The sequence below is a fragment of the Caballeronia sp. TF1N1 genome, assembly GCF_022878925.1.
Lineage (GTDB): Bacteria > Pseudomonadota > Gammaproteobacteria > Burkholderiales > Burkholderiaceae > Caballeronia.
In genome coordinates, this window is sequence record NZ_CP084630.1 from 131,962 (window position 1) to 157,007 (window position 25,046).

General features: G+C 61.1%; 21 protein-coding genes. 16 read left to right on the forward strand and 5 right to left on the reverse strand.

The annotated features are described in order from the left end of the window. Positions 1-276 precede the first annotated feature (276 nt). Complete coding sequence (locus LDZ28_RS30750; RefSeq protein ID WP_244831996.1) at positions 277-672, reverse strand: DNA-binding transcriptional regulator; 396 nt, start codon at positions 670-672, stop codon at positions 277-279. A gap of 156 nt (positions 673-828) precedes the next feature. After that, positions 829-1,248 carry a hypothetical protein gene (locus tag LDZ28_RS30755; RefSeq protein WP_244831997.1) on the reverse strand — a complete coding sequence of 140 codons (420 nt, stop codon included), beginning with the start codon at positions 1,246-1,248 and terminating at the stop codon, positions 829-831. Between the two features lie 550 nt (positions 1,249-1,798). Between LDZ28_RS30755 and LDZ28_RS30760 the strand changes: the two genes are divergently transcribed. Both LDZ28_RS30760 and LDZ28_RS30765 read left to right on the forward strand, forming a co-directional pair. Further along, the gene (locus tag LDZ28_RS30760) at positions 1,799-4,477 is read left to right on the forward strand and encodes a tetratricopeptide repeat protein (protein WP_244831998.1); all 2,679 of its coding nucleotides are present in this window, start codon (positions 1,799-1,801) and stop codon (positions 4,475-4,477) included. A gap of 251 nt (positions 4,478-4,728) precedes the next feature. Then, positions 4,729-6,117, forward strand: coding sequence for an FAD-dependent oxidoreductase (locus LDZ28_RS30765; RefSeq protein WP_244831999.1), 1,389 nt, complete (start codon positions 4,729-4,731; stop codon positions 6,115-6,117). 1,197 nt (positions 6,118-7,314) lie between these two features. On the opposite strand, the gene LDZ28_RS30770 is transcribed toward LDZ28_RS30765, so the two are convergent. Both LDZ28_RS30770 and LDZ28_RS30775 read right to left on the reverse strand, forming a co-directional pair. Continuing rightward, the gene (locus LDZ28_RS30770; protein ID WP_244832000.1) at positions 7,315-7,671 is read right to left on the reverse strand and encodes a BON domain-containing protein; all 357 of its coding nucleotides are present in this window, start codon (positions 7,669-7,671) and stop codon (positions 7,315-7,317) included. A gap of 55 nt (positions 7,672-7,726) precedes the next feature. Beyond that, positions 7,727-8,377, reverse strand: coding sequence for a TetR/AcrR family transcriptional regulator (locus LDZ28_RS30775; RefSeq protein WP_244832001.1), 651 nt, complete (start codon positions 8,375-8,377; stop codon positions 7,727-7,729). A gap of 221 nt (positions 8,378-8,598) precedes the next feature. Between LDZ28_RS30775 and LDZ28_RS30780 the strand changes: the two genes are divergently transcribed. From LDZ28_RS30780 to LDZ28_RS30815, 8 genes are all read left to right on the forward strand, one after another. Then, positions 8,599-8,850 (forward strand): hypothetical protein, encoded by a 252-nt coding sequence (locus LDZ28_RS30780; RefSeq protein ID WP_244832002.1) that lies wholly within the window; start codon positions 8,599-8,601, stop codon positions 8,848-8,850. 319 nt (positions 8,851-9,169) lie between these two features. After that, entirely contained in the window at positions 9,170-10,360 is a 1,191-nt protein-coding gene (locus LDZ28_RS30785; RefSeq protein WP_244832003.1) for a CaiB/BaiF CoA-transferase family protein, read from the forward strand. Then, positions 10,357-11,616 (forward strand): CaiB/BaiF CoA-transferase family protein, encoded by a 1,260-nt coding sequence (locus tag LDZ28_RS30790; protein ID WP_244832004.1) that lies wholly within the window; start codon positions 10,357-10,359, stop codon positions 11,614-11,616. The genes LDZ28_RS30785 and LDZ28_RS30790 overlap by 4 nt, the downstream gene beginning before the upstream one ends. A gap of 20 nt (positions 11,617-11,636) precedes the next feature. Continuing rightward, positions 11,637-12,848, forward strand: coding sequence for a cytochrome P450 (locus tag LDZ28_RS30795; RefSeq protein ID WP_244832005.1), 1,212 nt, complete (start codon positions 11,637-11,639; stop codon positions 12,846-12,848). 32 nt (positions 12,849-12,880) lie between these two features. After that, positions 12,881-13,078 (forward strand): ferredoxin, encoded by a 198-nt coding sequence (locus tag LDZ28_RS30800; RefSeq protein WP_244832006.1) that lies wholly within the window; start codon positions 12,881-12,883, stop codon positions 13,076-13,078. Between the two features lie 33 nt (positions 13,079-13,111). Beyond that, positions 13,112-14,356 carry an NAD(P)/FAD-dependent oxidoreductase gene (locus LDZ28_RS30805; protein WP_244832007.1) on the forward strand — a complete coding sequence of 415 codons (1,245 nt, stop codon included), beginning with the start codon at positions 13,112-13,114 and terminating at the stop codon, positions 14,354-14,356. 24 nt (positions 14,357-14,380) lie between these two features. After that, the gene (locus LDZ28_RS30810; protein WP_305038193.1) at positions 14,381-15,889 is read left to right on the forward strand and encodes an aldehyde dehydrogenase family protein; all 1,509 of its coding nucleotides are present in this window, start codon (positions 14,381-14,383) and stop codon (positions 15,887-15,889) included. A 2-nt stretch (positions 15,890-15,891) separates the two neighbouring features. After that, entirely contained in the window at positions 15,892-17,619 is a 1,728-nt protein-coding gene (locus LDZ28_RS30815) for a GMC family oxidoreductase (protein WP_244832008.1), read from the forward strand. Here the strand turns inward: LDZ28_RS30815 and LDZ28_RS30820 are convergent. After that, positions 17,616-18,701, reverse strand: a complete 1,086-nt coding sequence (locus LDZ28_RS30820; protein ID WP_244832009.1) for an alcohol dehydrogenase catalytic domain-containing protein — start codon at positions 18,699-18,701, stop codon at positions 17,616-17,618. The genes LDZ28_RS30815 and LDZ28_RS30820 overlap by 4 nt on opposite strands. Positions 18,702-18,906: 205 nt before the next feature. Here LDZ28_RS30820 and LDZ28_RS30825 point away from each other — a divergent pair, with 205 nt between their 5' ends. From LDZ28_RS30825 to LDZ28_RS30850, 6 genes are read left to right on the forward strand one after another with little or no spacing between them, the layout of a single operon-like run. After that, entirely contained in the window at positions 18,907-20,139 is a 1,233-nt protein-coding gene (locus tag LDZ28_RS30825; protein ID WP_244832010.1) for an ABC transporter substrate-binding protein, read from the forward strand. Positions 20,140-20,164: 25 nt separating this feature from the next. Then, positions 20,165-21,046, forward strand: coding sequence for a branched-chain amino acid ABC transporter permease (locus tag LDZ28_RS30830; protein WP_244832011.1), 882 nt, complete (start codon positions 20,165-20,167; stop codon positions 21,044-21,046). Then, positions 21,043-22,065 (forward strand): branched-chain amino acid ABC transporter permease, encoded by a 1,023-nt coding sequence (locus LDZ28_RS30835; RefSeq protein ID WP_244832012.1) that lies wholly within the window; start codon positions 21,043-21,045, stop codon positions 22,063-22,065. Before LDZ28_RS30830 ends, LDZ28_RS30835 begins: the two co-directional genes overlap by 4 nt. Next, positions 22,062-22,877 (forward strand): ABC transporter ATP-binding protein, encoded by an 816-nt coding sequence (locus LDZ28_RS30840; protein WP_244832013.1) that lies wholly within the window; start codon positions 22,062-22,064, stop codon positions 22,875-22,877. The genes LDZ28_RS30835 and LDZ28_RS30840 overlap by 4 nt, the downstream gene beginning before the upstream one ends. Continuing rightward, positions 22,864-23,574: an ABC transporter ATP-binding protein gene (locus LDZ28_RS30845; RefSeq protein WP_244832014.1), complete on the forward strand. Its 711-nt coding sequence runs from the start codon at positions 22,864-22,866 to the stop codon at positions 23,572-23,574. The genes LDZ28_RS30840 and LDZ28_RS30845 overlap by 14 nt, the downstream gene beginning before the upstream one ends. A gap of 29 nt (positions 23,575-23,603) precedes the next feature. Continuing rightward, positions 23,604-25,043 carry an FAD-dependent oxidoreductase gene (locus LDZ28_RS30850; RefSeq protein WP_244832015.1) on the forward strand — a complete coding sequence of 480 codons (1,440 nt, stop codon included), beginning with the start codon at positions 23,604-23,606 and terminating at the stop codon, positions 25,041-25,043. Positions 25,044-25,046 lie beyond the last annotated feature (3 nt).

Consider the following 25,046-nt stretch of genomic DNA (forward strand, 5'->3'; position numbering starts at 1 on the left):
GGCACCTCGCGACTCTGAGATAGATGCCATGCGACTGAGCCGTTCCCGGTCTTGCTCGACGACGTCGTTAAACAGATCGAGCGTATTGACCAGCGCTACGCGGGGAACATAAGAGCTGATTTCATAATAGTCTTGGATTTCGTTGAACATATCGGGGACGCGCGCAAGCATCAACGAAAGGTGCATGCCGGAATTTCACCGGCGAGTGAGCACGTCCGACGTGCGATTGATGTACGTGCCCACGTGCCTCTAGACTGTTGTGCTTCGTGCTAGTTATCAGACACCCAGCATTTGCACGATGGCCGTGCCGGATTGGTGGATGTCGAAGAAAGGCACACCGCACAGAGGCGCACCGGCAGTGATGAAGTTATTTGACTGAACCCGGCCTGAATGGGACTCATCGCTCTCTTGCTGCTGGCCCTGGCGCTGTCTACGCGTACGATGCGTGCGACATAGCTTTCTCGACTGCGTGTTGACTGCGTTGGAGCGTTGCGGAGCATTCTGCTCCTGCTCCCATCGACGAACAGTATCCAATGGAATGTCGAAGGTTGAGGAAAATTGTTGTTGCGTCATACCCAACTCCTGACGAAATTGCTTTATCTCTTCAGCTGTCGGCCAGTCGACTTGCATGAGCACCATGCCCGGCACAGCCGCAATATCTGCTTTCTTCATTTTCGATAAACTCCAAGAGTCAATGGTTGAAACGATTTGATAGCCGTAGTTTCGCTGGTTTAGCGACGTTGTAGGCTTCCTGTTCAACTTTGTGTCGGCGCGCGTGTGAAACGAAGTGACGCTGCGCCAAACGTCACTTCGTCGAAACATGCACCGTCAGGTTTTTCCATCAACGTGTTTCGCATGCGCTACTTCGGTTCTAGGATGAATCTCGACCGACGGCATATGCAAGAGCACGCCTACAACAAACGTCCCGATTGCAATGGCTGCAGCAATAGCCCCAAGGATTGGTTGGACCTTGGTCACTCGCGCGTACCACCAGACATGCCATCGACCTTCGAGCAACAAAACGCAGGTGCTCTTAACGGCGACAGTCCTGGCATCGAGCCACTCGAACGTCACGTACAGCCTCCGACACTCATCTATCGGAATCGTGGTTTCACCATCGTCTTTGCCGCGCACACGATCGACTCGCTGCAAGACGTAATGAACGAAGAACAACTGAGTGGCTGTTATCTTCGGGAAGATGGAGCCTTCGGGGTCGAAAACGACTCTGTTCAGTCTGCGTTTCTCCATGTCCGCACCTATGTGTTTGCGTGGAGGTTCAGTAGCGGTTTTGCCGCTGCTTATCTAAGACCTAAGTCTCTGTCGGTTGGGTAACTCGACGATTCCAATATAGAGCTGACGAAGGCGGCGGAATTGCCTGGTAAGAGAGGGTGGAAGCACCCGGAAAATTCCGCTCCTTATTCCGCTTCCAAATCCGCTTAATGCGCAGCGGTTCGATGTGAATCAGTGGTCAAGCTCCTCTTTGGTCAGTATCTCCACCCGACGAATGAAAATGGTTTTATCGTCACACCATTCGATAGAGCACCGAAGCGTTGTATTTCGATCAAGCGGAAACACGACTGCAGATATCTGGTCTCCTTGACGAGGGGTCGTCTTCAATTGTTTGAAAAGCATAAATGCCTGAGCTTTCCCGAGGTGACGCAAGCTATTGGCAAGCTTTGCGTCATCCGGAACGAATATTCGCCTAGCCATGTTTCCTCCTCCGTGCCGCCGAGTTAATAAGAAATTTGCGAGTACTCACTTCAACGTATAGATTTCTGATTCGTCGAAGCAGTTACGCATGAACCTATTCAAGAACATGACGAGACATCGGAATGTTCCGGTCTCATCCAGACAGCCGGAAGGCCGGGAGGCGGTGCAAATGGTTCGAAACACGCTAGGGGACAAGAGGGCGCCATTCGAAACACAACTTCGCGAGTTGTGGCGGAGATGCCGCTGGTCGATGCCGGAAGAAGTTGATCTGACATGGAAAAGGGCAGCCTACGAAATGGCCTCCTTTCTCCCTACACCACCGTCGCAAGAAGTCGTGCGAAAGATGGTCACCCAAGGCTACGGTGTCAGCGACGCTCGGATCTCGGCGTTACTTAAAGGCATGAAGGCAGTAGGCGCGCTCCCTTCGCACGATGAGCACATGTGGAGGATGGTCGCTTCGCTCTGCGATCTGATGGGCCGCCCAGAACTGTACGACGAAATCAAAAACTTCGATTTGGAGTCGATTGTTATCGGAGTGAAAGAAGTGGAAGGTGCTGAGGCTCTCACCACTTCCCTTACGCACTCGAAAGAAAAACCTTGTAGCCTTCCCAGGCGCGACCTTCACCCTATCGTTGGCCGAAATTTTATTGCGAATGCCCTGAAATCTAGACTTCTCACTGCGCTCAATTGCGCGTTGGTTTATCGCATAGGAGTGGGCAAGACGGCGATAGCGCTTGAAATCGGAAATGACCCTGAGGTTATGCAGAAGTTCGACGGCGTGCTGTTGGCAGAGATGGGTCTCGAAATCAATCTCGAGACTGCTTTGAGAAATTGGGCGTCAGCACTTGACATTCAAGTGGAGGAGAAGGCATTGCTGAAGAACGACCAGCAATGGGAGGCGGCCGTCAATGATGCGATTGGAAAGCGCAGAATGCTCTTGATCCTTGACGATGTCGTTGGTAGCAAGCTTGATTCGGCAAGGCGAATCATGCGCAATGTTGGACGTAACTGTGTCTACCTGATTACGACCAGAGAACAACGCGTGGCAAGCCAGCTTGTAGGTAACGACGAAGGTGTCACAAAAATTGAAGCGCTATCCGAAGAAGACGGCTGTCGTGTCCTTGAATCGCTTGCGCCGCAAGCCGTTGCTTACGACAGGAAGGCGGCGCTCGAGATCGTCGGGGCTGTAGATGGCCTACCTCTCGCCCTTGTTTTGATTGGCAACTACCTGCGCTATGAGGCGAGTCACGGAGACGAAGAGCGCACCCGCACGGCTTTTACTCGCATGACGCAGGCAGGTCAGCGTTTCAGCCTTCGGGACGACGAACGCTCGTTTGGTGAGATCATCGATCTCAGTGTCAAGGCACTTCCAAGCGACGAATACCGTGAAGCTTTTGCCGCACTATCAATTTTCCGGGCAAGGCCCTACGGTTTCTCACTCAATGAAGCGGAGCGCCTGTGCCACATAACACGTTCGACGTTGTGGGGTTTGGTCGACGCTGGGCTCGTTGAATTGCATGACAGAAAGGGTATGTACACGGTCCATCGTGTCATCCACGACTATGCCAGCTTAAAATTGGACCCGAAGTCGCGCGTGGCGTTACATCAGGGAGCATTCGAATATTACCGCGACCTACTCGTAACGCTTGAGGAGGGTTACACCGCGGATACCGGGACGCCTCAGGATCCGCATGCCTATTTGCGATGGCTTCGATATGAGACGCCGGAGTGGCTGGCCGCATTGGATAATTGGCTTCATCATTTGTCGCATGTAGGCGATGAAGCAGAAAGTCTGATGGCTTTCTTGGGGACATATCTAAATGCTTTTTGGTGGTGGGGATGTTTTGTCGAATATGAGTTTTGCGAGCAACTCATAGAGGCTCTGCAGCAAAGTGGCCTGTCGGAGTCGGGCCGGCATCTCGTGACGTTACTCAGACGCTTCCAGGAAAACTACGCCATTGAATCCTTGACGCCTACCGATCGGAGGCAGGGTTCGTGGAAGATTGTCGCAGCCACGCTGCACGAGCTGATGAATCTAGCCGGACTCGATTGTCCAATTGCCGACCTGAAAAGTTTGGAGCGCCGACACGTGAGGGCGCTGTTTGATATTTTTCTCGCTGAGGCATATCGCTTTGGGGATGGAAATTTCCCTACGGCCGCCAAATGGTACAGCGAAGCGTGCGAATTATTCAGGGCTAACTCGGATCGATGGGATCTTGCGTTTACTTCGTATCACTTGGCAGACCTGAACCTCGAGTTTGGGCAGTACGACGCTGGTCTCAGACACTCCAAGGAGGCGCTTTCCTTGGGGTTGGCGGAGGAAGACCCGGAAGTTGTTGCAGACAGCTATCGAGTGCGAGGAGATCTCTGCATTGCACAAGGAAAGTTAGAGCAGGCCGTTGACAATTATTTGCTCGCAGTATCCCACGCCTACCGCTTTCAGGTTGAACCCTGTCCGCCCGACCCTTACACGGTGACTTTCTACTTCAGAATGGTGCGGGATGTCATTGCGAGAATGGAGGCGTTAAATGACGAACAGCGTGCTGTCGCGTTGGCAAGGTTTAAAACGTTCTGGCCAGTCGAGGCACCCATAGCGGACCGTGATTCCGTCGAACTGACGTTTAATTCATTTCCGGCGTACTTCGATCTCGAACTGAAGAATCTCAAGCAAGACGGCGCCGCATATGCGATAGAGGTAGAGGCCTCGTGCGCCTCTCTCGTGGAAGAAGTATCGGCGCTCTCGCTGCAAGTCTCCCAAGAAGCGTAGACGCTCAATCAGGCATTTGTTCGTAACTCAAAAGCTCGTTACCGGAGACAAGCACTATGGTGCAGCCTTTCGATGGGACCCAGCGCGCGGCACGCGGAACTGGACACAGTCCGTATTGGCATCGTTGGCGGATGAGCTTGGTCAGAGCGGCACAAAAGCCAGGATTGGAAGATCGTCGGATGTCTACGTCGGACCCTTCGGCCCACGCGAGCTCAACGCCAGAAAGAGACGCACTTGTGGCGTCGTATCGGGTGCCACCAATATCGCTCGACCGGCAGTCGCCGCGTGTTGCCGTTGTCGGCGCAGGCTTGGCGGGGCTCAATTCCGCTTTTTTCTTGAAACAGGCTGGGTGTGATGTCCAGATCTATGAGGCTTCTGACCGAGTGGGCGGACGCGTGCTTACGGATGTGAGTGGTTTGCAACCGGGCCTGGTCTCTGAGCTAGGCGGTGAGTTCATTGACAGCTCGCATGTAGACATGTTGGCCTTGGCGGAATATCTCGAGCTGCCATTGCTTGATATCCAACGCCTGAGCGAAACTGCAATGTCAGACGCGTACTTCATCCGAGGCCAGCATTACAGCGAGGGTGACGTGGTTCGCGCATTTGCAGACGTCGCGCCGCAATTCGCCGCTGACATAGCGCGCCTTCCCGACAACATCAACCATTGGAGTCAAAATGACACGGCAATTGCACTCGATCGCCTGTCGGTCGCTGAATACCTAGACCGGCTGGGTGTAAGCGGGTGGTTCCGTGAATTAATTGATGTTGCGTACCTCACGGAGTATGGGCTGGAGACGGGAGAACAATCGTCGCTCAACCTTCTTACGCTGATAGGGACAGACGTGAAGTCTGGATTCGCAGTATTCGGCGAAAGCGATCAACGCTTCAAGGTCATCGGCGGCAATGAACAGATTACGCAGGCGCTTGCCCGAAAGCTCGAATCATGTATCAATCTGGAAAACAGACTTGTACGAATGCGTCGCAACGACCACGACGTTTCGCTTACCCTTGATGTCACCGGTAGCGCGCATGAGGTGCGAGTGGATGGCGTAGTTCTTGCGCTCCCATTTACGTTATTACGGCAGGTAGATCTAGGAGACACGTTCCCACCTGCTAAGCGCCGAGCGATAGACGAGCTAGGCTATGGTCAGGGTGCGAAGTTGTTACTTGGGACGCACTCGCGATTATGGCGAGATGACGGTTTTGGAGGTGACCTCTACTCCGACTTGCCCTTTCAGACCGGGTGGGACAGTAGTCGGCTTCGCCAGGGCGAACTTGGCGTCTATACATTCTTTCTAGGTGGAAACGCCGGTAGGAAACTAGGAGAGGGAACCGCCGAAGCGCATGCAGATGCCATGGCGGCGCATTTGAATGCTGTGTTCCCTGGCGTCGCGGCGCAACGAACAGGGACAATACGGCGTGTGCATTGGCCGAGCAAGCCGTTCTCGTTGGGAGCGTACAGTTGCTATCGTCCCGGACAGTGGACTTCGGTGGCTGGCATTGAGGGGGAGAACGTTGGCTCGATCTGCTTCGCGGGCGAACACTGCAGTCCCGATTTCCAAGGTTTTATGAACGGCGCGGCGGAAAGCGGGCGTCGCGCCACGTGGACCCTACTGAAATCGCTTGGGCTCGCTACGTAGCGATGATTCTGTCACACAGCCTGCCATGCTGTCTCAGGTGCTACATAGGCTTCAGGGGACTGCTGCGTCGCTGCCTCTTCATCAGAACTCGATCCGCATGGAAGTTTTTCCCAAACATTTGGTTTAATCTCAATTTCCTCAACGCTTGACAGGCAGCTGTGTAGGCGAGGCGACACGCCCTCACCGCGACTTCGGGCGCAGACGATAGGTTCGAGTTGCCCGGCCCCGTTAGGCATCAACGACGGAGTCGGTCGAGCAGAGTGGTTGTTAAAGATTAGGACACCTTGCAGATCGCCCGTCTACCGCGCGAATACTACTATCGCGATAAGAATAGTTATCGTAATGGCGCAACTTTCTCCAGCAGGACAACGCTTTGCCTCGGTTAAACAAACGATACCCGAAGACGCGTGACGACTTGCACGGGTTCGTCGCGCTTGGTGCCTCGAGCGCTTCGGCTTCGAAGTGCAGACAGTGGGACTGGATGCCGACTATTTTACCTTTGCGGTGTGTCACGCTCTGGAACAGCGAGGCGCGCAGGGCGGGGTATCGCACGCCCACAAAAATAACCTGGCACCTTTCGTTAGCGCTTGCACGAATACGATGCCTAGTGCGATGAATACATTTGTGCGAAAGGGCCGTCACTGTTCTACCGCACTACGAACCGTAGGGCTCTCGTCAATTCAAATCCAACTGCGGGACTGGCGGGGGCGCACGGCTCAACCGCAATGCAATAATGCTGCCTATAGATTAAGGCGACGGTGCGTCCGTTACGGGAGCGCGACAAGGAGCGCGTGAAGCGTGACGCCTGTGTGTACGCGGCAGGGAATTTATGCCCGTCGCAAGGAGACGGTGGAACGCAGCTCCGCAGAAGCTAAGCAACCGCATGGGCATCGTTTTGCTTGCATGCGGGGAGCGACTGCGTCTAACAGCGCAATGCCTGCGGACGGGAGCTGTGGAAAAAATCAAGCAGATTGCACTGCTGTCAAGCCGTCTGCGGCGGCTTTTACGCAGATTTATACCAGTTGATCCGGACTGCCAGACGCTGATCGTTCGTATTGGTTCGATTTACTCCGATTTGCGCGGCACTAGCGCAACACGCTTTTGGTGAAAACCAAACCCCAAGTATGGGACAACATGGGGTTGGTCAGCAGTCTGAAGCAGCGTATTGCGATGCCTTATTGTGCTTGGACTTGGCGCCTATTGGCCCACTGGCCGAATCGTCAACGCATTCTTGACGGACGTCACGCCCGCGACACCCTGCGCGCTCTTCGTCGCCTTGTCGATCTGAGATTCATCGGGCACCGTACCTGCAAGCGTGACGACACCGTTCAACGCGCGCACGTTGATATTGGCCACGCTGACGTCCTTAGTGCGGCTGAGTGCGCGCCGCACATCCTTCGCCAGCTTCCGGTTTGCCGCCTTGTTGTTCGATGCAGGCGCGGCGCTCGACGCCACCATCGCGCCCGAGTCGCTCGCGTTCTGCGCGAATCCGGTCATGGACGCACTCAGCAACGCCATACCGCAGAGCGTGACTACCGCCATTCTGATTTTCATACCCGTTCTCCTTTGATGTCGTTATAAATCAGTCGTGCGAATCAATCCGTGAAAATCACGGAGCCGTGCTTAGTGCATTCCAGACCACGCGGGTCGCGCGGCGAAAGGCGGTCAGGTCCGGTGTGTTGCGTCCCGCCCGCCGCAAAAACACGATCAGCCCTTGCCAATGCGAATAGATGAGCGCGCCGCGAATATGGCATTCGCTCGCGCCCAGTTTCGGGTTCATTTGCTCGACGAGGCCACTGAACAAGGACTGAAAGTCTCCGCTCACATCGACCATCATGTTGCGCACGGTTTCGTGGTGTTCGGCGAGACACCAGACTTCTAGTGCGAACGGGCTGACGACGTTGTCCGGTCCGGCAAGGACGTCGAACGTTTCGTCCAGCAATGCTTCAAGCCGTGCCTCTGGCGTATTTGATACGTCCTCTGCAATCTGCCGGAAGCGGCTCAGATAGCGCTTCGCCAGCTCTTCTATCGTCGCCTGCAAGAGCGAGTCGCGACTGCCGAAATAGTGCTGCAACGTGGCCAGCCGGACATCGGCGGCGGCGGCTACGCCGCGCTGCGTGAAGCCGGCATTGCCTTCCATCGCGAACACGCGGATCGCGGCTTCGAGGATCTCGGGCACGCGTGTTTCTCGCCGTCCGCGCTGCGTGCCTTTGGTGTCTTTCTCGACGGCATCGTTGAGTGCGATCGTCAGGGATTTCATCGTATTAGGTCTGGTGACTGGACTGAAGACGCGCATGAACCCGGTCTTTCGACCAATTATACGCGCCTTTGACGGCCATCGATTTCATCTGCTTGCAAGCCGATGCGTAGGGCTTACGTGTAGGTGAAAAGCCCGGTCTCAGATTTCTTGTCTATTGGTCAATTGACCATTAAAGTCCGGTCATCGGACCAATAACGGCGGTGTGCCGGAGGGCACGGGAAATGAACGATCGTATGGATTCCCTACATCGGGTCGTCGACAAGTGGCTGGGACAGTCGGCCATGTCGCACGCAAGGATCGTGCGTGAGCGGGCGGGTGAGCGCCGCTGCGTGCGGATCGAAGTCACGCGCACGGCGAGCCTCGTGTCGATGCGCTTTTTCCGGCATGGCGACGGAACATGGATGGTGTTTCCGCCCGAACGTCGTGGTCCCTGCATGGGCGGACGTGCGCCGCGCACCTGGCTGGCGCAATGAACACGCTCGGGCGATGGATGAGTCGCGCAAAGCATTGGCTGCTCTATATCTGCGCCGCGAGCCAGATGGCGGACCCGTCGTGTATGCCGATCGATGAAAAGACCGTCGACCGCTACCTCGGACGCGACCGCAAAAGCTACTAACCGTCTTTCTCACGCGATGGCTTGACATCGAAGGTTGAGCACCGCAGTATATCAATGGTTCATCCAATGACTTTTCTACGTTTTGGATGTATCAGACAAAAGATCATTCGCCGGGGCCATGTAGTCGAGCAGAAGTCACCTACGTCCCGGCATGCGCAAAAACAGGAGAAGAAACGATGAAGGGCGCACTTGAGGGTCTCAAGGTCCTCGATTTCACGCAGATGATGAACGGCCCGTTCGGCACCATGTTGCTGGGCGATTTCGGCGCCGACGTCATCAAGGTCGAACCGCCGCAGGGCGACACGATGAGGCTGACCGGCGAGACTTTCCTGGGCGACGACGCGGTGTACTTCCTCACGCTGAATCGCAACAAGCGCAGCGTCGTGATCGATCTGACGACCGAAGAAGGGCAGCGGCTCGCCGGCAAGATTGCCGAACAGGTCGATATCGTCGTCGAAAATTTCCGGCCGGGTGTGGCCGAGAAGCTGGGGATCAGCTACGAAAAGCTGGCGGCGTCGAATCCGCGTCTGATCTATTGTTCGACGTCCGCGTTCGGCCGCACCGGTCCGGACAGTTTCCGTCCCGGCATGGACCCGGTCGTGCAGGCGATGTCCGGCATCATGCAACTCACCGGCGACGCGCAGACCGGCCCGCTCAAGACGGGCATGCCCTACGCCGATCTGATCACGCCGCTGTTGTCGACCATCGGCGTGATGGCGGCGATCGAGGCGCGCAACAAGACCGGGCGCGGCCAGCGTATCGATTTGTCGATGATCGACGCCACCATCTTCAGCATGATTCCGCGCGACGCGTATTACTTCGCCACCGGCGAGACGCCGGGCCGCATCGGCAATGCGCATTGGCAGATCGTGCCGTACAACACGTACGCGACCTCCGACGATCGTCACATCATGGTGATCGCGCATACGGACAAGTTCTGGCGCGTGCTGGCCGAAGCGGTCGGTGCGCATGAATTGCTGGCCGACGAGCGCCTTGCAAGCAAGGACGGACGCCTCGCGCACCGCGATATCGTCGATGCGGGTTTGTCGGCTGCGTTCGCGAAGATGCCGCTTGCGCACTGGAACGAGACCTTGCTGAAAGCGCACGCGATGTTCTCGCCCGTGCTCAACTTCGAGGAAGTCTTCGAGGACCCGCGCGTGCAGCGCGATCTCGTCGCCGAACTCGATCATCCGAGTGCCGGGCGCTTCAAGGTCGTGACCAATCCGCTGCGCCTGTCCGATACCCCGACCAGCATTCGCCGTCCTCCGCCGACGGTTGGTCAGCATACCGAAGAAGTGCTGCGTGAATTCGGTATCGATCCCGCCGACTTTGCCGCGCCGGCCGCGACTGCTGGAGCGCAGGGATGAGCGCCACCATGGACGCGGCTGCATCGCCCACGCAGGACGGTTTGCCGCCGCTGGCGAAGCACGAACCGCCCTTGAAAGGCGTGCGCGTGCTCGATCTGTCGCGCGTGCTGGCAGCACCGTTCTCCGCGATGATGCTCGCCGATCTCGGCGCCGAGGTCATCAAGGTCGAGCATCCGAGAGGCGGCGACCAGACGCGTCACTGGGGCACGGCGATTCAGGGCGGCGAGCGCACCTACTATCTGGCGATCAATCGCAACAAGCAGTCGGTCGCGATCGACTTTTCGAAGCCCGAAGGCGTGGCGCTCGTGAAGTCGCTTGCGCGGCAGAGCGACATCCTCGTCGAAAACTATCTGCTGGGTACGCTCGAACGTTACGGTCTCGGCTACGAAGCGCTGAAAGCCGAAAATCCGAAGCTGATCTATTGCTCGGTGAGCGGCTACGGACGTACCGGTCCGGACGCGGCGCGCCCCGGTTACGACTCGGTCATTCAGGCCGAAAGCGGTCTGATGTCGATCACCGGCGAACCGGAAGGCGAAGCCTCGAAAGCCGGCGTGCCGATCTGCGATATCACCGCCGGCATGTACGCGACGCAGGCCATTCTCGCGGCTTTCGTGCGCCGCCTGCGCAACGGCCACGGCGAGGCGATCGATATCGCGCTGTTCGACTGCACGCTCGCCAATCACGTGTCGGTGGCGGCCAATGCGCTGTTGCTGAACAAAGCGCCCGGACGCTATGGCAACAGTCACGCCGACATCATTCCGCAAGGGCTTTATCACGCAGCAGATGGCCCGCTGATGTTCCACGTCGGCAGCGATCAGCAGTTCGCACGCTTTTGCGCCGACGTGCTCGGTTTGCCGGAGCTCTCGAAAGACCCGCGTTTCCTCGATAACGACGGCCGCCGCGCCAACCGCGATGCGCTCGACGAGATCATGTCCGCGCGCTTCCTCACACGCTCGCGCCTCGAATGGCTGCCGCTGTTTCGCGCGGCGGGCGTACCGGCGGGACTCGTGCAGAACGTGCTCGAAGCACTGACGTCCGATCAGGCGAAGGCGCGCGAGATGGTCTGCGAAATCGATCATCCGACTGCCGGGCGCATCAGCCTCGTGAACTCGCCGCTAAAGCTCGAGGAAAGCTCGCTGGCCGCGCCCAAAGCGCCGCCGCTGTTGGGCGAACACACCGACCGCATTCTCGGCGAGCGGCTCGGACTGGACGACGCGGCCATCGCGCGTTTGCGCGCTGCGAATATCGTTTATTGAAATCATCAGGAGACCTAGTCATGCAAGATCAGACCGCCGCGCCCGCATTCCCGATGCGCCGATGCCCCTTCGCGCCGCCGCAGGAATACGGCGAGATTCGCAAGCAGGAAGGACTCTCGCGCGTCACCATGCCCGACGGCACGCAGGCATGGATCGCGACGCGCTATGAAGACGTCCGCGCGATCCTCGGCGACAACCGGTTTTCCACCGTGCCGTCCACGCCGGGTTATCCGTTTATCGCACCGGCGCGCGCCTCGCTGCTGATGAACGAGCATCCGCCGACCATCATTCGCATGGACCCGCCGGATCACACGCGCTATCGCCGCATGCTGACCAAGGAATTCATGGTTCACCATGTCGAAGCCATGCGGCCCGAGTTGCAGAACACCGTCGATATTCTGATCGACGAACTCGAAGCGAAAGGCTCGCCCGCCGATCTGTTCGAAGACTTCGCGCTCGCGGTGCCGACCACGGTGATCTCGCGCATTCTCGGCGTGCCCTATGAAGATCGCAATTTCTTCCAGGAGCGCAGCAAGGCCAAGCTCGATCTCACCGCCGATCCCGAAGTGCCGGTGCGCGCCGGTGCGGAAATGCGCGAATACCTCGACCGCCTCATCACCGAAAAGATGAAGGAGCCGGGCAATCGCAGCGATCTCATCAGCCGCCTGGTGACGAGTCAGGTCGTGCCCGGCCATATGACGCGTGAAGAAGCGCTCGCAACGGTCGAACTGCTGCTGATGGGCGGGCACGAAACCACCGCGAACATGATCGCGCTCGGTGCGCTGTCGCTGCTGCTCAATCCGGCGCAGAAAGATGCCTTGGTGGCCGATCCATCGCTAGTGCGCAATACGGTGGAAGAGATGCTGCGCTTTCACACCATCGTGCATTACAACGGGCCGCGCGTTGCGCTCGAAGACGTCACGGTGGCCGGCACGCAAATCAAAAAGGGCGAGGGCGTGCTCGCGCTTATCAGCGCCGCGAATCGCGATCCGAACGCGTTTCCCGAGCCGGATTCCTTCGATATCCATCGCGATGCGCTGCATCACGTTGCGTTCAGCTATGGCGTGCATCAGTGCCTCGGACAACCGCTCGCGCGCGCGGAATTGCAGATCGTTTTCACGACGCTGTTCCAGCGCTTGCCGAAGCTGCGGCTCGCGGTATCGCCCGAGGAAATCAAGTTCCGGCACGACGCGTTCGTGTACGGCGTGGGCGCGCTTCCCGTCGAATGGTGAAGCGGCCAATTTCAAAGCAGAAGGAGACGGATATGAAGATCAAGGTAGACGCAACCAAGTGTATCGGCGCGGGATTGTGCGTGGTCGCAGCGCCCCAGGTGTTCAGCCAGAACGAGGACGACGGTCTCGTCATCGTGTTGCAGGAAAGCCCGCCGCCCGAGTTGCACGCGTCGGTGCGCGAGGCGGCGCGTCTTTGCCCGGCGCTCGTGATTACCTGTGAGGAAGAGTGAGTTTATTTCGATGCGTTCGATCGAGGTCGTGAGATGACGGAGCGAGGCGTGGTGATCATCGGCGCAGGGCAGGCGGGCTATCAGCTCGCGGCCTCGCTGCGCGACGCGGGATACACAAAGCGCGTGGTGCTGATCGGCGAGGAAGGGACCTTGCCGTATCAGCGTCCGCCCTTGTCGAAGGCGTTTCAGAGTGGCGCGTGCGAGGCGGAGCATCTGACGTTTCAGGGCGAAGCGTTCTATGAGAAAGTTTCGATCGAACTGATGGCGGGCGTACGCGTGGAACGTGTCGAGCGTGAAGCGCGTTGCGTGCTGACGGACGATGGACAGCGCATCGAATACGACGCGCTGGTCTTTGCCACCGGCGCGCGCAACCGTGCGTTCGCGGGCGTGCCGGATGCATCCGGCATCTTCGATCTGCGTACGCTTCATCATGCCCGTGCACTGCGCGATGCGCTCGGTCAGGCGTCGAACATCGTCGTGATCGGTGCGGGTTTTCTGGGGCTGGAATTCGCCGCCGTGGCAGCGACGCGCGGTGTGCCGGCGACAGTGATCGAAGCCGGTCCCGCGCCGATGAGCCGCGCCGTGAGCGCACCCGTCGCGCAGGCATTTCGTTCGCATCACGAAACAATCGGCACCGGGTTTATTTTCGATGCCAGCGTGCGCGCCATCCACGCGCAGGACGGGCGCGTGAGCGGCGTGGAACTGGCGGATAACCGGCATATCGTCGCGGATCTGGTGCTGATCTGCATCGGCGTGGTGCCGAACGTGGAACTCGCACGCGATGCAGGTTTGCCCACCGACAACGGCATCGTCGTCGATGAATCGCTTGCCACCACTGATCCGCATATCTTCGCGCTCGGCGACTGCGCTGCGTATCCGTCGAGATTCGCAGGCGGCCGATGCCGGATCGAGTCGGTGCAGAACGCGGTCGATCAGGCGCGCTTTCTCGCCGCACGACTTGCCGGACAGAACCCCGACGCGCCGCGCACCTTCGACGCCGTGCCGTGGTTCTGGAGCGATCAGGGCGGCGCGAAGCTGCAGATTGCGGGCCTCGGCATGCTGAACGCCGACGATATCGTGCTGCGCGGCGATCGTCCGGGCATGAAGTTCTCCGCCTACGGTTTCGCGAATGGCCGACTGATCGCGGTGGAGTCCGTCAATCGTCCGGCCGATCACATCGCGGCACGCCGTCTGATTGCAGCGGGCGCGCCCGTCACGCCGGAACATATCGCCGATGCCGCGTTGGATCTGCGCACGCTGCTCGAACCGGTCACCTAAAAAGAAGAGAAGGGATTCAACGTCATGTCTAATGTTTTGTCATCCTCACGATATGCATCGCTCGGGGCGACGAGTGCGCGCTTTATCGGCGCGGCGCATCGCATGTTGATCGGCGGGCAATGGGTCGAAGCGCAGTCCGGCAAGACCTTCGATGTCTTCGATCCCGGCACCGGACAGGTCGTCGCGCGCGTGCCGGAAGGCGGCGCGGAAGATATCGATCTCGCCGTGAAAGCGGCCCGCCGCGCATTCGAAAGCGGTCCGTGGCCGCGCACCAGACCCGCCGATCGCACGCGCCTGCTGCTGAAGCTCGCCAATCTCATCGAAGCCCACGGCGATGAGCTGGCCGAGATCGAAGCGGTCGATAACGGCAAGCCCGTCGCCATCGCCAAACGCGGCATTGCGGGCACGGCGGAAATGGTGCGCTACATGGCCGGCTGGGCGACCAAGCTGAACGGCGAGACAGTCGATGTCTCCGTGCCCGGCGAATGGCACGCGTACACATCGCGCGAGGCGGTCGGCGTGGTCGGGCAAATCATCCCTTGGAATTTTCCGCTGTCGATGGCGATCTGGAAGCTCGCGCCCGCGCTCACGGTGGGCTGCACCGTCGTGCTGAAACCGGCGGAACAGACGCCGCTCAATGCGCTGCGGCTCGGGCAGATTATCGAGGAAGCGGGCTTTCCGGCGGGCGTGGTGAATATCGTCACCGGTTTCGGCGCGACGGCGGGCGCCGCGCTTGCCGCGCATGAGGATGTCGACAAGATCGCTTTCACCGGTTCCACCGCGACGGGCAAGCGCATTGTCGAGGCGTCGCTCGGCAATCTTAAGAAGGTGTCGCTGGAACTGGGCGGCAAATCGCCCGTGTTCGTCTTTCCCGACGCCGACCTCGAACGCGCCGCACCGGGCGCCGCCAACGCGATCTTCTTCAACGCCGGTCAGGTGTGCTCGGCGGGTTCGCGGCTCTACGTTCACAAGAAGGTCTTCGATCGCGTGATCGAAGGCGTGATCGCGCATGGCGATTCGATCACGGTCGGGCATGGCCTCGATCCCGCCAGCCAGATCGGCCCGGTCATTTCGCGTCAGCAGCAGGAGCGGGTGGAACGCTATGTCGCGCTCGGCGAGGAAGAAGGCGCGCGACGGCTCGGCGCTCCCCGCGCATTCGATTCAGACGGCTATTTCGTCGCGCCCTCCGTATTCGTCGATACCTCCGCCGACATGACCATCCGCCGCGAGGAAATCTTCGGCCCCGTGGTCTGCGCCATGCCCTTCGACGACGACGATCTCGAACGCATCGCGGCTGAAGCGAACCAGACGGAGTTCGGCCTGTTCGCGGGCATCTGGACGCGCAATCTGTCGCTGGCGCACAAGCTGGCGCGGCGCATCAAGGCGGGTTCGGTATCGGTCAATGCGCATATGGTGAACGAACCGGCGCTGCCGTTCGGCGGCTACAAGCAGTCCGGCTGGGGACGCGAGCGCGGGCGCGAAGTGCTGGACCTGTACACGTCGATTAAAAGCGTGGCCGTGAACCTCGACTAACGATGACAACCTTCGACACGATCATTGTCGGCGGCGGCTCGGCGGGCTCGGTGCTCGCCAACCGTCTTTCCGCCGATCCGGCGCGCCGCGTGCTGCTGTGCGAAGCGGGCGCGGACCTGCCGAACGACAAGCTGCCCGCTGCGATTCTCGACAGCTATCCGGGCACGGCTTATCTGAATCCCGCCTATCTGTGGCCCGAGTTGCGGGTCACCACCGTTGCGCCGGAACCCGGCTCCAAGGCCGCGCGCAAGCTGCGCAAATACGAGCAGGCGCGCATTCTCGGCGGCGGCTCGTCCATCAACGGACAGTTCTTCAATCGCGGCGCGCCGACCGATTACGACGACTGGCAGGCGCGCGGCGTGACCGGCTGGAGCTGGGACGACGTGCTGCCGTACTTTCGCAAGGTCGAACGCGATCTGGATTTCGACGGCCCGCTGCACGGCGCGTCGGGGCCGATTCCCGTGCGCCGTATCCATCGCGATGTCTGGCCGGGACATGCCACCGCCATTGCCACTGCACTGGCGGAATCGGGCTACGACTATCTGCCGGATCAGAACGGCGAATTCCGCGACGGTTATTTTCCGATCGCCATTTCCAACGTCGGCGAGAAGCGCGTGTCGGCCTCGATGGCCTATCTCGACGACGCCACGCGCGCGCGTCCCAATCTGACGATCTGGACCGGCGTGGAAGTATCGAACCTCATATTCGATGGAAAGCGCTGCGTCGGCATTCGTCTGTCGGCACCGGGCAAGCCGTCCGAAGTCCGCGCGAACGAAGTGGTGCTGTCGGCGGGCGCGTTGCAGTCGCCCGCGATTCTGATGCGCTCGGGTGTCGGGCCGGCAGCGCATCTGCGCGCACATGGTATCGACGTGGTGCATGCACTCGAAGGCGTCGGACAACATCTGATGGAGCATCCGTCGGTGGCGCTGGCATCGTTCATCAGGAAGGGCGCGCGCATCAACGCCGCCACGCGCCGGCACATCATGACCGGCTGGCGTTATTCATCGAAGATGGGCGGCGCTCCGGCCGGCGACATGTTCGTGTCGATCGTGACGAGGACGTCGTGGCATGCGGTGGGCGAGCGGATCGGCACCATGCTGATGTACGTGAACAAGCCGTTCTCGAATACCGGCGAAGTACGGCTCGCATCGTCCGACTGGCGCGTCGCGCCCGAGATCGATTTCAACATGCTCGCCGATACGCGCGATCTCGACCGTCTGACCGACGGCTTCCGCCGCATGGCCGCCGTGCAGGCGCTGGCCTCGGTACGCGCCGTCACCGACAATCCGTTCCCCGCCAGCTACAGCGAGAAAGTCCGTCAAGTGGCGATGCTCAGCCCGCGCAACAAACTCATTACCGATCTACTCGCCGCGCTGCTCGACGGTCCCGCGCCGCTGCGTCATGTGCTGATGCGCAAGGTCATTGCAGGCGGTCCGACCCTTGCCGATCTGCTCGCCGACGAGGCCGCGCTGCGTGCCTTCGTGCGCGGCGCATGCGTGGGCGTGTGGCATCCGTCGTGTTCGTGCCGCATGGGCGCGGCCGACGATCCGCTCGCCGTCACCGACCCTGCAGCGCGCGTGCGCGGCGTGGACGGTTTGCGCGTGGTCGATGCATCGATCTTTCCGCATATCCCGAGCGGCAATCTCAACTTCCCGGTGATGATGGCCGCTGAAAAAATCGCCGACATGATGATCGCGCAGCCGCGATTCGCGGCCGCGCAAACGGCTTAGGACGATGTTGCGTGGTCGGGAATCAGCACGGCTCGGCCACGCACGTTGCCGGCTTCGAGAGCGTCGAAAGCCTGCATGGCATCGGCGAGCGGGAAGCGTGTGACGAGCGGTTGGATCGCGCCGCATTGCGCGAGTGCGATCACGGCGGCGAGGTCGGAATACGTGCCGCCGTACGGGCACATGACCGTGACGCCGCGCGGCAAAGGATTGTTGGCGGAGCGCGCGATGAACGGCAGCGTGCCGCCGGAAAGACCGACCACGCGGATCGTGCCGTATCGGCCGACGATGGCTGCGGCGTGGCGCAAGGTGATGTCGTTGCCCACGAAGTCGAGCACGACGTCCGCGCCGAAGCCGTCGGTCATGGCGACGATGGTATCGGCGAAATCGGGGGCATCGGCGCGCAGGGTGAGGTCGGCATGGGCGCGGGCGGCGTCGATGGCGGCATCGGATACATCGGCGGCGACGATGCGCGTGGCCGTGGTCGCACGCAGGATTTGCACGGCGAGATTGCCCAGTCCGCCGAGACCGATGACGACCGTGGTCGAACCGGGATGCAGATGTTCGGCGCACGTGCGGATGGCGTGGTAGGGCGTGAGCGCGGCATCGGTGAGCGTGGCGGCGATGGCCGGATCGAGTGTGCCGATGGGCATGAGCGAGCCGGCGGGCGCGCAGACGAAATGCGCCATGCCGCCGTGCCTGGTGACGCCCGGCGTATGCGGCGGCGCGACGCGCGATGAAGTCTTGCGGCAGGCGTTCTGCCGTCCCGCGAGACACGCGGCGCACGTACCGCACGACCAGCACGGATGTACGACCACGCGCTCGCCCGGATGCCAGCGCGTGACGCCGTTGCCGCATTGCTCGATCACGCCGGCGATCTCGTGTCCGAGCGTGGTGCCGTCGGGCGTGCGCGAGTCGGCGGCGCTGCGGATATGCAGGTCGGTCTGACACAGGCCTGCCGCGAGCACGCGCAGCAGCACTTCGCCTGCACCGGGCGTCGGGCGCGGTAATTCGGCGAGCCCGACTTCACCGGGTCTCGCGAGTCGTACGCCGAGCATGGTGTCGCAGCATCCGTTGGTTTGCATAAGTGTCTCCTGTTCGATTGTTGGAAAGATTCGCGCACAAGTCCGGCACACGGCTACCGAGGTTAAACCCCGAGCGCCCCATTCTTGACAGCGGAAAATGCACGCTTCTATGATAAATGCAATGGTTCATCCAATGATAAAAGTAACGATTGTCAAAGGTTAAAAACAATCCTGATTCCGCTTTCAAAAGTTGAGGAGACAAACAATGAATCGCGAAAAAGTTGCAACCGGTCCGAAATCTGCATTCAGGTGGAAAGAGATGATGTGGAGCGCATTCGCTGCGGCGGCGTTCGCCTGCTCGGTGTCGGCGCATGCGGCGGACCCCATCGTGATCTGCTCGGTCGATGACCGCAGCGGCGCGGCGGCCGACACCGGCACGCAGGGCTATCAGGCCGTGCAGATGGCGATCGACGAAGCCAATGCGGCGGGCGGCGTGGCGGGCCGCAAGATCAAACTGGTCGCCTACGATGGCAAGACCGATCCGCAGCTCACCGCGACGTTTGCATCGCGCTGTGCGGAAGACGATCACGCGCTGATCATCATCGGCGGGAATCCGTCCGCCCCGGCCGCCGCGATGATTCCGGTCGCTACCGAAAACAAGATTCCCTACTTCATGCTCTCGGCCGGCACCGACTCGCTCACCGATCCGCCCGCGCCGTATCACTTCCGCTTCGGACCGGCGAATCGCCAGGACGCTGCGGCGATTGCGGATCTGCTCGCCAAGCAGGGTTTCAAGCGCCCGGCCATCATCAACAATTCGCTGCCGTTCGGAACCGACGGCGCACGTGCCACCACCGCCGCGCTCAAGAAGAAAGGCATCACGGTCGTCGCGCAGCAGACTTACGACGTGAACGCGACCGACCTGTCGCCGCAACTCACCAACCTCCGCGAAGCAAAGCCCGACGTGCTGCTGGTGTTCCCCTACGCCGCCGATGGCGCACGCGTGCTGCGCACCGCGCGTCAGCTCAATATGAGCGCGCCGGTGATCGTGTCGCGCAGTGCCTTGCTCGACACCTTGCGCCGCCTCGCGGGCCAGGCCAGCGACGGCGCGCTGATCCCCGATACCGTCGATCCCGCCCGCCCCGATGTGCAGAAATTCTTCGCCGATTTCAACGGTCGCTACGGTCCGCATCAGCCGACGCTCTACCCGGTGATCGGCTATGACGCGGCGAAGGCTGCGCTTCAGGTGATCGCCACGCCGCCGGTGCAAAAGGCGCTCGATGCAGGCGATCTCGACGCAGCCCGCAAGGCCCTGCGCGACGGCGTCGAAAAGCTTACGCAGTACAAGGGACTGCAGGGCGAGCAGGGCGCGACATATCGCTTCGGTCCGCAACAGCATCACGGTTCGCCCGACGAAAAGTGGTACGTGTTCGTCGAAGTGGCGGGCGATGGCGCGAAGCTCGTCAAACCCGATCTTTCGAAGTTCAAGCCGCTCTGACGCGGTCTGACATAAGGCCTTTCCAATGGACAAAATGGCGGTATTCCTGCTCGCCGGTCTCACCAACGGCAGCGTGTACGGGCTGATCGGCCTGTCGCTTTCGCTGATCTACGGCACCAACCGCATCATCAATTTCGCGCAGGGCGATTTCGTGATGGCGGGCGCGATGTCGGCGATTCTCTTCATGGTGACGTGCAGCCTGCCCGCGCCGTTCGCGATCGCGGCGGTGATCGCCGTGGTGCTGGTGGCGGCGCTCGCGCTGGAGTTCGGCATCTATCGCCCGCTGATGAAGCGCGGTGCGCCGCCGCTCACCATCATGATCGGCACGCTCGCGGGCGCGATCATCGCAAGCGGCGGTGCGTTGTTGATATGGGGTGCGAATCAGTTGTATGTGCCCGCGATCTTTTCGCTCGCTCCGATCACGCTCGGGCCGCTCACGACCAACCTTCAGCAGCTCGCGATCATGGTTGCCTTCGTCGTGCTGCTCACGGTGACGTGGTTCCTGCTGTATCGCACCAGCTTCGGGCTGTGTATCCGTGCGACGGGTGCGCAACCGCGCGTGGCGCAACTGATGGGCATTCGCGCCTCGCGCGTGGTGCGCTTCGGCTTTATGTTCAGCGCGGCGGTCAGCGGCCTTGCGGGCGTGCTGGTCGGCCCTTTGCTCGGCGGACAGGTGTCGATGGGCGTCGAACTGACCGTGAAGGGCTTCATGGCGGCGATTCTCGGCGGCCTGGGCAGTCCGTTCGCATCGGCGGCGGGCGGGCTTGCCATCGGCGTGCTGGAGGCGTTCGTCGCGGGATACGGAAGTAGTCTGTATGCCGAACCAATTATTTTTCTGTTAATCCTGCTCGTCCTGCTGGTGCGTCCGTTCGGACTGCTGGGCGACTTCGAGGCCTCCCGCCGATGAAAAGCTCCTCTTCTTCGGCGCACCGCGTCGCGCCGCCCTACTTGCCGTTCGCGATTTTTCTCGCCGTTGCGCTCGCCGCGCCGCTTGTCATGAGCACGGGATTTCAGTTGCGCGTGGTCTCGCTCATCTGCATCTATGCGATCCTCGGCATGGGCTTCAACGTGCTGTACGGCTATTGCGGACAGGTATCGATGGGGCATCAGGGCTTCTTTGCCATCGCCGCTTACGTCTATGCGCTGCTGCAATCGAAAGCAGGCTTTTCCGCGCTGGCGGCGTTCCCGGCGAGCCTCGTCGTGTGCGCGCTCGCGGCATTGCTGATCGGCATTCCGCTGCTCCGGCTGCGCACGCATTATCTGGCGATGGCTACGCTCTGCTTCGGCCTGGTGATCTCGGGCGTGGCCAATCGGTGGATCGACGTGACGGGCGGTTCGGCCGGCCTGCTGATTCCGTCGATCATGATCGGCGATACACCGCTGGACCGCGTCACGCTCTACTACCTGATCGTCGTCGCCACCACGGTCGCGCTGGTGTTGCAGAACACCATCGTGTCCGGGCATCTGGGCCGTTCGCTGCAAGCCATTCGCGACGACGACCGTGCCGCCGCCGCGCTCGGCGTGAACGTCGCCGTGCAGAAGCTGCGCGCCTTCGTGTTCAGCGCCGCGCTGGCGGGCGTGGCCGGCGTCGGGTTCGCCATCGTCAATCGTCAGGTCAGTCCCGGCATGGGTGAATTCCCCGTGCTCGTCTCGATGCTGACCATCGCCGTGGTCGGCGGCCTCGCCACGCGCTACGGACCGATCCTCGGGGCCATCGTCGTGGTGATCGCGCCGCAGTTTCTCGCCCGCTTCGGCGACCTGCAAACGCTGGTCTACGGCGCGTGCCTGCTGCTGTTCCTGATCTTCGTGCCGAACGGATTGTCCGGGCTGATCGCCGGGCTCGTCGCACGCTTGCGCGGCCCGCGTACGCGTGCGGTGGTCGAACCCATCGGCGGAGAAGTCGCCAGAAAAGGAGCCGGGCGATGAGAACGCTGACTCAACCGCGCACGCCGGTGAACGCGCCCGTGCTGCTGTCGATGCAAGGCGGCGTCAAGCGCTTCGGCGGCCTGTGCGCCGTCGATACCGTGTCCTTCGATGTATGCCAGGGCGAAGCCGTCGGACTGATCGGGCCGAACGGCGCGGGCAAATCGACCACGTTCAATCTCATCACCGGGGTCGACGGCCTGACATCGGGCGATGTGTTCTACAAAGGCGCGCGCATCACCGGCACGCCGCTGCATAGACGCAGCGCAATGGGCATGGCGCGCACGTTCCAGATCGTGCGTCTGTTCGGAGGACTGACGGTTCTGGAAAACGTGATGCTCGGCTTTCATCCGATGCTCGTGGATGGCTTTGTCGCCTCGCTCGTGCGCCGCCGCCGCGTCGCCGCCGATGAACGCCGCTGCGCCGCCCGTGCGATGGAACTGCTGCAATTCGTGGGACTCGCGCAGCGCGCACACGATCTGGTTTCGCATCTGCCGCACGGCCAGCAACGCCTGATCGAGATTGCCCGCGCGCTCGCCAGTGAACCCGGCATCCTTCTGCTCGACGAACCCGCTGCCGGTCTGAACGACGACGAAACCGCCGCGCTCGGCCGTATGCTGCGCCAGCTCAACGACGACGGCCTGACCATTCTTATCGTCGAACACGATATCGGTTTCATCATGAACCTGTGCCATCGCATTGTCGTGCTGGATCACGGCGCGAAGATCGCGGAAGGCGATGCCGCCACGGTGCAGTCCAATCCTAAGGTAATCGAAGCATATCTCGGCGTGAGGAAGGCGAATGCTCAACATTAAGAGTCTCCGCGCGGGCTATAAAGGCACCGAAGCCTTGCACGGCATTTCGCTCGATATCGCGGCGGGCAGTATCGTCGCGGCGGTGGGCGCGAACGGCGCGGGCAAGTCGACACTCATCAACGCCATTTCGCGTTTGGTGGATGTCACCAGCGGCAGCATCACCTTCGATGGCGAGGACATCACACGCTTGTCCGCGCCGGAAGTGGTGGGACTGGGCATCGTGCAAGTGCCGGAAGGACGGCAGGTGTTCGCCGCGCTTACCGTGCATGAGAATCTTCGGCTCGGGTTTCACCGGCTATTGAGACGGCGCGATCCCGCGCTGTTTCGCCAGCGTCTGGACTACGTGTACGAGCTCTTTCCCAAGCTCAAGGAACGCGCGAATCAACGCGCGATCACGCTCTCCGGCGGCGAACAGTCGATGGTCGCAATCGGCCGCGCGCTGATGGCCGATCCGAAGCTGCTCCTGCTCGACGAGCCGTCGCTCGGTCTCGCGCCGCTGGTGGTCGAACGCATGTTCGACGTGCTGCACACGCTGCGTCGGGCGGGACTCACCATTCTGCTGGTCGAGCAACATGCCGACGAAGCGCTCGCGCTGTCGGACTACGGCTACGTGCTGTCGGTCGGCAACGTGGCGGCGCACGGCACGGGCGAAACGCTGCGGCAGCACGAAGCGATCGCTCAGGCTTATCTCGGCTGATGCCGCTTATCGACACCGGAGATTTATCGATGACTCAGGATGCGATCAGCGCGGATGCGGCGATCGTCGGCGGTGGGCTGGCCGGTCTGTCGGCGGCCGTGCGTCTCGCCGAACTCGGCCTGTCCGCCGTCTTGCTCGAAGCGGGCGAGGACGCGCATTACGCGGCCAATTCGCGCTATGCGGGCGGCGTATTCCACCTCGCCTTCCGCGATCTCGACGATGCACCGCATGTGCTCGCGCAGGCCATCACCGAAGCAAGCGCGGGTCTGCGCGATCCTTCACTGGCCCTCGCACTCGCCCACGACGGCGCGCGCACGGTGCGCTGGCTGGCCGCGCACGGCGGCGAATTCGGACGCGGTGGCGAGTACCCCTTCATGGGCAATATGCTGATGCCGTTCAGCCTGCGCGAGACGGGCTTTCAAAATCACTGGCGCGGCAAGGGCTGCGACCGGCTGTTGCAGGCGCTGGAGGACGCGTTTGTCGCGGCCGGCGGGCGCATCGTGCGCGGTGCGCGGGCGCGCGAACTGATGTTGTCCGATGGCCGATGCGCGGGCGTCGACGCACAGATGAAGGATGGTCGCCGCTTCGTGGTGCGTGCATCCAGCGTATTGCTCGCCGATGGCGGTTTCGCCGGCAATGCGCAGATGGTTCGAGAGCATATTTCGCCGCGTCCGGAACATCTGTGCAGGCGCGGCGCGGGCACGGGTCTCGGCGATGGCATCCGCATGGCGCAAGAGGCGGGCGCGGCGCTGATCGGCATGGACCGGTTTTATGGGCATGTGCAGCATAAAAATGCTTTGTATGACGAATCGCTCTGGCCGTATCCGGTGCTGGATATCGTCGCCTCTTGCGCAATCGTCGTCGATGCGAACGGGCGTCGTTTCACGGACGAAGGGCTGGGCGGGGTTGCGCTCGCCAACGCTATTGCGGCACTGGACGAACCGCTGTCGTCCTTCGTCGTGCTCGATGAAAACCTGTGGGAAACCGCAGGCCGTGCGTTTTTACTCGCGCCGAATCCGGCGCTCGAATCGCTCGGCGCGACGCTGCATCGTGCGAGGGGTCTCGATGCGCTGGCGGCCGAAACCGGCATGAATGCGCAAGCCCTTGCGCGCAGTATCGATACGTATAACGCCGCGCTGGAAAGGGGCGCGCTCGGATCATTGCAGCCGCCGCGTACCGTGAAGCCCGCGATGCTCGCAGGCGGCGCCGCGCCGATTCGCGGACCGCGCTATCTCGCGATTCCGCTGTGCGCGGGCCTGACCTACACGATGGGCGGAATCGTGATCGACGCCGACGCACGCGCGCTCGACTCACACGATCGCCCCGTGCGCGGACTCTACGCGGCGGGCGCGACGACAGGTGGAATCGAAGGCGGTACGAACTCGGGTTATGTAGGCGGCCTGATCAAGGCCGCCGTGTTCGGTATGCGCGCGGCCGAGGCGATTGCCGGCGACCGCGCGGCGGAATAAACA